Source organism: Verrucomicrobiota bacterium JB022, from assembly GCA_030673845.1.
In the GTDB taxonomy this organism is placed as follows: Bacteria; Verrucomicrobiota; Verrucomicrobiia; order Opitutales; family Oceanipulchritudinaceae; genus WOUP01.
Genome location: JAUTCQ010000023.1, coordinates 41,878 through 48,427, shown reverse-complemented (window position 1 = coordinate 48,427; position 6,550 = coordinate 41,878). Strand labels below are relative to the sequence as shown.

Annotated in this window: 7 protein-coding genes; 1 reads left to right on the top strand and 6 read right to left on the bottom strand. The window is 62.2% G+C overall.

The features are described from left to right. On the top strand, nucleotides 1-169 hold a 169-nt coding region (locus tag Q7P63_17770), incomplete at its 5' end, for an IS110 family transposase (GenBank protein ID MDP0501945.1). Nucleotides 170-300: 131 nt separating this feature from the next. On the opposite strand, the gene Q7P63_17765 is transcribed toward Q7P63_17770, so the two are convergent. From Q7P63_17765 to Q7P63_17740, 6 genes are all read right to left on the bottom strand, one after another. Continuing rightward, nucleotides 301-1,545: a hypothetical protein gene (locus Q7P63_17765; GenBank protein ID MDP0501944.1), complete on the bottom strand. Its 1,245-nt coding sequence runs from the start codon at nucleotides 1,543-1,545 to the stop codon at nucleotides 301-303. 6 nt (nucleotides 1,546-1,551) lie between these two features. Then, a complete protein-coding gene (locus Q7P63_17760; protein ID MDP0501943.1) occupies nucleotides 1,552-1,980 on the bottom strand; it encodes a hypothetical protein in 429 nt (142 codons plus the stop codon). Nucleotides 1,981-2,110: 130 nt separating this feature from the next. Then, nucleotides 2,111-3,085 (bottom strand): DNA/RNA non-specific endonuclease, encoded by a 975-nt coding sequence (locus tag Q7P63_17755; protein ID MDP0501942.1) that lies wholly within the window; start codon nucleotides 3,083-3,085, stop codon nucleotides 2,111-2,113. Nucleotides 3,086-3,886: 801 nt separating this feature from the next. Further along, nucleotides 3,887-4,747 (bottom strand): class I SAM-dependent methyltransferase, encoded by an 861-nt coding sequence (locus Q7P63_17750; protein MDP0501941.1) that lies wholly within the window; start codon nucleotides 4,745-4,747, stop codon nucleotides 3,887-3,889. 7 nt (nucleotides 4,748-4,754) lie between these two features. Further along, nucleotides 4,755-5,258, bottom strand: coding sequence for a peptidylprolyl isomerase (locus tag Q7P63_17745; protein ID MDP0501940.1), 504 nt, complete (start codon nucleotides 5,256-5,258; stop codon nucleotides 4,755-4,757). Nucleotides 5,259-5,637: 379 nt separating this feature from the next. Further along, nucleotides 5,638-6,528, bottom strand: a complete 891-nt coding sequence (locus Q7P63_17740; GenBank protein ID MDP0501939.1) for an SPFH domain-containing protein — start codon at nucleotides 6,526-6,528, stop codon at nucleotides 5,638-5,640. Nucleotides 6,529-6,550 lie beyond the last annotated feature (22 nt).

The following is a 6,550-nucleotide window of genomic DNA, read 5'->3' as shown; positions in this document are numbered from 1 at the left end:
GGCCGCCAGAACCGCAGTCATCCACAACCCTGTCCTGAAACCTTACTTCGAGCGCTTACGCGCTCGCGGAAAGCCTTATAAAGTCGCCCTCGTGGCCGTCATGCGAAAACTGCTTCTACACTTGCGCGCAATCCTCATCGCACAAAAACTGCAAACCTCACTTGCATAGAAACACAGTTGCTCAGCGCCTCTGCGTGAGTTCCCCTCATTCCTTCCACCAAAAAGCCCCTCCGGTGCCGGAAGGGCTTTTCGATATACAGGAACTATACTAGCAGTTATGGAACCTAAAGGCGGGCGGGCCTAGTCGAGGTCGGTCGGCTGGAGGTCGCTCCACTGGAGGGTGGAAACGCCGTCGACAAGGCTGCAGGCGTGGGTGGCGAAGCGGTGTTTCAACTCCGGACGGCTGCGCGGGTAGGCGAGCTTGACGGCCTCTTGCAGCGCGGGCACGGCATCCTTGCGGACGAGGGCGCCACTGGCCCCTTTGTCGCCGCCGCCGAGCATGCGCTCGCCGAGCACGCCGGGCACGCTGCGGGCGATGTCGCACATGGTTTCGAGTTCGGGCCCCGAAATCTGGTAATCGTCGCGCAGGGAGACGCCGTCTTTGCGGAAGATCGCTCCGACCGTCTCAATGTCGCCATCGCGCCAGGCCTGCATCATCCGCTCGAAACGCTGCTGGGCACCGAAGAGGTAGCGCAGGCGGGCGCAGAGGTGCGGGTGCGTCTGACCGAAGCGGCTGATGATGCCGTCGTAAAGCTCCTGCTCCTTCACCTCGCCGAGATTCTTGAGGCCAAATTCCGGGCGGCAGAGCTCGACCAGTTGCTCGCACTCGGTGCGGCGGATCTTGTAGGTCGATTTTTCGAGGCCGTGGCGCACGGTGCCGGTGTCGAGGCTCACGAGGCGGAAGGCGTCGGCGTCGCCCCCGAGCGGCACGTGCTGGATCGACTTGTCGGCCGGGTTGAAGCGCGTGCCCATGCCCGCCTTGGCAAAGTAGATCATCACCTGATCGAGGATGCCGCAGGGGGAGCCGATGTAGTCGTTTTCCACGCGCTGGGCCAGCTCGACCACGCGCATACCGCTCTCGAATTCAAAGCCGTTGACCTCCGCCACCGTGAGCAGGAGGTTGATCGCGAGCGAGGCCGAGCGGGACATGCCGCCGCCGGGGATGTTGCCCACCAGGGCGGCGTCGAAGCCCTGACGCACGGGGTAGCCCGCCTCTTGCAGGATCGCCAGTACGCCAGCGGGGAATCGGGCCCAGGAATCCGCCACGCTTTCGCGCTCGGGCAGCGCCAGCGGGTCGATCTCGAGCACGCCGTCGTCCGGGAAATTGGTGCTGAGCAGGCGCAGCTTGCCGGTGTGGTTTTCGGCGTAAGAACACCAGATAAAGCGGTCGGTGCCGACGCCGAACAGCTCGGTGCCGTTATAGTCGCCGTGTTCGATCCCGAGGCAGAAGCGGGAGGAAGTCCGGCGGATTTTCAGCTTTTCGGGCTGGAGCCGGAGGCGTTCAAGGGCTTGTTGGAGATCGGAGTAGCGGGAGGAGGAAGCCATGTAGCTTTAGGAACGATCATAGCCTCGCGCCGGCACGTTGAGGTGGGCGGAGACCGCGTTATCCGGCCCGAGGAGTTGGATCTGGGCCGCGCTGCCGGGCATTAGAAAGCTCATTTCCGTCGTTTTTCCAGCATAAACGGGCTGCGGTTCGCTTTCGGCCAAGACCGCCCCTTGCGCGTCGACCACCAGCAGGCGGTAAATGCCGCCGGAGGCTTCCTGCCCTGCCCGCTCGGGCACTACCTGGATTTGCAGGGTCGCTACACCGTCTTGCAGGTCGCCGCTCATCTGCACCTTGCAGGCCGACTGCTCGGTTACGGCAGGGGCAGCGCTCTCGGCATGCAGGCTGGAGGCCAGAAAAGCGGGGGCGACAACGGACCAGATGGTTAGGGTCGCCCAAGGAAGGCGCCCACCAAAGGAGGGGAAAGAAAAGGTCATGGAGTAGCGGGGGGGGGTAGAGTGAATCGGGACGTGTCCCGTGGGTATATGCAGTTTACTCCTCTTCCCGCTTCAAGCCAGCCTTTTTGTATGAAATCTGCAAAAAAGTAGTGACGCTTGGGCTACGCGATTACCACGCTGCTGCCTTGGCCGACTCCAGCCGGTTCTCGAGGTCGTCCGGCAGCTTGCTCATAAAGTCGTAACCGGTCATGGCTTCGATCTCGTCAATCGAACGCACGTAGTCGCGCCAGTCATCGCGGCGGCCAGCCTCTTGCGGCATGAGGATGCCCATGGCCTGCACGGTATCGGCTTTTTGCCCCACGATGACCTGAAAGAAGGCGTCGGGGATCTCCACGTTGTTCGGGTCTTTGGGGTCGCGCTTGGGTAACATCTCGCGCTCGTGATCGTAAACGGGGCCGGTGATCACATAGACGGCGTCGAAGCGCTCGGTAAAGGTGGTGGCGATCTGCTCCTCCAGCTCGCGCCACGGCCCTTGGTTGAGGTCGGGGTCTTGCGGCACGATGTTGCTCATGAGGAAGGTCTGCTCCTGGGCCTCCGGACCGTAGTAGGTGCAGATGGCAAAATTTGGGGCCATGTGGCCACGGTCGTAGCCGGTGCCGGTGTAGTCGTCGTGGCTCACGCGGACGCGCGTCTCGTCGTCGGTCGAAAAACGGCTGGGACGCTTGGTCGAGGGGAAACGCGGCGGGCCGGCGAGCTTGTAGGCCACCCACGCGGGGTTCTCGCGCCCTTCGTCGTAGGCGACCATGAAGCCTTCGCGCTGGAGGAGCGAGAGGCCGCCGGTGGGCTCCGGGAAGCCGCCGTAGATCAGGCTCGTCTCGTCCGGGACGTAAGTGACCGTGGTGGGGCGGGTCGGTTCGTAGAGGCCGTCGCCGCCCATACCGTCCACGCGCTGCTTGGCTTCGTCGGCGAGCGATTGCAGGCGGTCTTGCATGCCCTCGCGGCTAAAGTCGCGCCCGGCATTCGTCAGGTAGACCCCGAGCCCGACCAGCAACACGATGCAGGCGAAAATCAGCTTGTTGGGCAGCGAAAAGCCTTTGCTGCGCGATCCGGCGGCCTTCTTGGCCCCACCCTTTTTCTTTGCCATAGCTGCTGAAGCTAGGCGGGAACTCGCAGCCCGAAAAGGCGAAAATGCCTCGCTACCAGCGTACATGCAAACGACCGGGCTCTGTAGCCCGGCCGTTTATGAGTTCGCTATCCTGACTGATGATGAATCTAACTGACTGCTTCGTTATATTTTACTCACGTCTCCGGAGTGGTCTAGGCCCCGAAGATCTGATTTGAATATGATACCCATTCTCACTTTGACGCAAGCACTTTTTGAGATTTAGTTTCAAAAAGTTGCACAAGCCGCTGAGCAAGCGGCTCGGGCGGCAGTCGAGCTCCAAGAAAAAGCCTTGTAACAGCCTGAGACGTTATGGAGTGCGGCGCTTGGCGCCGATCTGATTTCGCCAACAGGACCCGGCAGGCATGAAGGCTCCTGATTGTCGCAAGGTCTAGGTGTCCTATTGAGTGGCCCTTTCAGCAGTGGCACCCCGCCAGGGTGCAATCCAGTACGGATACCATCCGGTGGTGTCGGACGCGGAGCGTCCTCAACCACCGGCTATCTAGCTGGCATCCCTCCGGGATGCTGCATCATCAAGCAAGCCAGCGGCTTGCCAGCTCTTAGCGCGGGGTTGAGGTCCGCAATTGTGGACCTCAACCCCGGGTAATATCGGCCACGCAAATGCACTCTGAAAGGGTGCCACCATAGAGATTGACAACGTCCACATGAATAAGCCATGGATCCGTCTTTGTTCGCGCAGCTCCTCGGTTAAAAAACCAAATCTGCGCAGAGCGCAGCACTCAACATTGCATTTGGTTTGGCGGAGGGATTGTCTCCCCTACCCTACTGCGCGGGTTGCCAGCGGCAGAAGAGGGAGAGCGGGAGGCGGCTTTGGCCGTATTTGGGCGTCAGCGCGAGTTCACCGCTGGAGACCTCGCCCGGCGGCAGCATGTCTTGCACGAGGTTGTGCAGCATGATGGACGAGGCTTCGAGGTTGTACATGGTCAGGATGAGGCAGGCAGCCTGATCGCTGAGCAGCTTGCGCAGGTGGTCGAGGAAATCGACGATCTGCTCCTCCACTTTCCAGACTTCGCCCTTGGGGCCACGCCCGAAGCTGGGCGGATCGAGCAGGATGGCCTCATAGGTGTTACCGCGGCGGATTTCGCGCGCGATGAACTTGAAGGCATCGTCCAGCAGCCAGCGCACGGGTGCGTCTTGCAGGCCGGAGATTTCCTGGTTGCGCTTCCCCCACGCGATGGCGGGCTTGGAAGCGTCGACGTGCGTCACGTGCGCCCCGGCCTTGGCGGCGGCGAGCGAGGCCGCGCCGGTGTAGCCGAAGAGGTTGAGCACGCGGGGCTGCGAACGGCCTTTGATCCGCTCCTGCAGCCAGCTCCAGTGCGGCTCCTGCTCGGGGAAGACGCCGACGTGCTTGGACATGTCGGTCAGCTTCACCTCCAGCGTGGTGCCGCAGACGGAGAGGTTCCAACTCGGGTCCAGGTTGCGGCGCAGGAATTTCCATTTGCCGCTGTCCTGGAAAACGGCCTGAGCCCGGCCCCATTGCTCTTCGCCGGTGGCAGTGCGCCACCAGGCCTTGGGCTCGGGCCGGATCAGGATGACATCGCCGAAGCGCTCGAGCTTGCGCCCGCGCCCGCTGTCCAGGAGTTGGTAATCGGGGAAGTCCGCACTAAGGACAAGCGGGCCCATGCTCGGCCTACTGTTCGACGCGGGAGGCGTCTTCGATCACGACAGGCTGGGCGGGCACGTCGTCGTGATAGCCCTTGCTGGTGGTCTGGACCTTGGCGATCGCGTCGACCACTTCCATGCCTTCGACGACCTGGCCGAACACGGCGTAGCCGCCGGTGATGCCGTTGCCGTTGAGGAAGCTGTTGTCCACCAGATTGATGAAGAACTGCGACGTGGCGCTGTCGATGGCGTTGGTGCGGGCCATGGCCAGCGTGCCGCGGTTGTTGGGCACGGAGTTCTTGGCTTCGTTCTTGATCGGAGCGTTGGTGGGCTTCTCGATCATGTTGGCGTCCATACCGCCGCCCTGGATCATGAAGCCCGGGATGACGCGGTGGAAGATGGTGCCGTCGTAGTGGTCGCTGGAGACGTATTCGAGGAAGTTGGCCACCGTGATGGGGGCCTTGTCTTCGAAGAGCGCGATCGTGATGTCGCCTTTGGAGGTCTTGAGCGTGACGCGGGGATATTCAGCCATTGTTTCTGGGTCTATCGATGAGGTGGTTGAAGGGATGGCGGTGGGCGGAGTGTATTGGTCGGCGGTGCGCCAGACCGGCACTTGCCCGGGGCGGTAGAGTTCGAGTTCACGGTCGCTGCCGCAACCGGCCAGCAGGGTTAAGCCCGCGAGGGCGAGGCTGGCCTGGATCCATCGAAATGTCATAAGGGGGTTGAGTAGGGAAAGACGACGCGCGTTTCAAGCCACGAGCGCAACTTTCTTTTCATAAGTCACGCATGTGGGCCCGTTTTGCCAACGAAAAAACTCCCCCTCGTGCAAGGGGGAGCAACCATTGGCATCTAACAGAACAGACAGGATGCTGCTCTTTTGGTTCAAAAGGCGGCTAAAGCAGCGGCGATTATTATTTCAGGCTGTCGCCGATGTTCATGAGGGGCAGCGGCTGAGGACTGTCGCCGTCGAGGAAGTAGATCTTGGTGCTCGGGTCCTTGGCCATCTCCTTGAGGGCTTCCAGCGCCTGGAGCTGCAGGTAGGCCTCGTTGGCGGCCACGGCCTTGTTGATCACCTCGATTTCGTAGGCGCGGGCGTCGGCCAGCACGCGTTGCTGGGCGGCGCGCTCTTCGGCGGCGGCGCGCTGGGCCTGCGCCTGCACCAGCTGTTGCTGCTGCTCGGTACGGAAGCGCTCCAGCTCGGCCTTCTGCTTCTCCACCGCCTGCTCGCGCTCCTTCTTGGACTCGATGGCCTTGGTGATGAAGGGCGGCAGGTCGATGCGGCGGATGAACACCTTGTCGATCAGCAGGCCCTTGGGCTCGAGGTCTTCGCGTAGCGTGAGGAGGATGTAGTCCTGCAGCTGGTCTTGCGTTTCTTCGCGGAAGAAGTCTTCGGCGCGCTCGATCGACTTGCCGGCCTCGCGCAAGGTCGAGCGCAGCGATGGCTTGAGGTGCACTTCCACCACCCGGTCCTTCAGGCCGGTCTCCTTGAGGATCTGGGCGGCAAGCTGGGCGTTGATGCGGTAGCGCACCGTCACGTCGATCTCGGTCTGCAGCTGGTCCTGCGAGGGCACGCGGGCCGACTCGGTCAACTGGTCTTCGCGGGCATCGTAGTCATACCACACGAGCAGGGGGTTGACGGGGAAGTGCAGGCCTTCACCGTAAGGCTCTGCCTGGACTTTGCCGAAGAGCGTGGCCACCGCCACATGGCCGGGCGCAACCGTCTTGACGAAGCGGGCACCAAAGGCGGCGACGATCACGACGATGGCACCGAGCAGAATGAGAAGGACGTGTTGTTTTTTCATGGGAAGCAGCAGGGATGGCAGC